Raw genomic sequence first — 578 nt, forward strand, 5'->3', positions numbered from 1 at the left:
GCTTTTCGCAGCTTATCACGTCTTTCATCGGCTCTTAGTGCCAAGGCATCCACCCTGCGCTCTTTCTTGCTTGGCCTTGACAGATACCATAGCGTTGGTACCTGACGGCTTGGGTTTGTTGCTTGGTTTTTGTTACTTTATTACTATTCGCTGTATCGCTACAGCGCCTCGTTTTCGTCTCTATCTTTACGTTTAACGTATTCTAGATGTTTCGTATATGCAGTTTTCAAGGTACGATGCAGGTAAAGTAAAACTTTACCGAATGGAGATAAAGAGATTCGAACTCTCGACCCCCTGCTTGCAAGGCAGGTGCTCTCCCAACTGAGCTATATCCCCGTATGTAGTTATATGTATAAATATTTTTTTGCATGGGCTTAAGTGGACTCGAACCACCGACCTCACGCTTATCAGGCGTGCGCTCTAACCAGCTGAGCTATAAGCCCATATTAAATCCGGCAGCCACCTGCTTTCCCATGCCGTCTCCAGCATAGTATCATCGGCCTCCCAGGTCTTAACCATCGTGTTCGGGATGGGTACGGGTGTGACCCCTGGGCGTATCGCCACCGGAAATATTCGGT

General features: G+C 47.9%; 2 tRNA genes and 2 rRNA genes. All 4 read right to left on the minus strand.

Features of this window, described 5'->3' with window-relative positions:
* Positions 1-76, minus strand: a 23S ribosomal RNA gene (locus tag CI595_RS25750); the annotation flags it as partial.
* Between the two features lie 187 nt (positions 77-263).
* Positions 264-336: transfer RNA gene (locus tag CI595_RS25755), tRNA-Ala, on the minus strand.
* Positions 337-369: 33 nt separating this feature from the next.
* Positions 370-443 (minus strand) — tRNA-Ile (locus tag CI595_RS25760).
* 7 nt (positions 444-450) lie between these two features.
* Positions 451-568: ribosomal RNA gene (gene rrf, locus CI595_RS25765) — 5S ribosomal RNA — on the minus strand.
* Positions 569-578 lie beyond the last annotated feature (10 nt).

This window comes from Blautia hominis, from assembly GCA_002270465.1.
GTDB classification, from domain to species: Bacteria; Bacillota; Clostridia; order Lachnospirales; family Lachnospiraceae; genus Blautia; species Blautia hominis.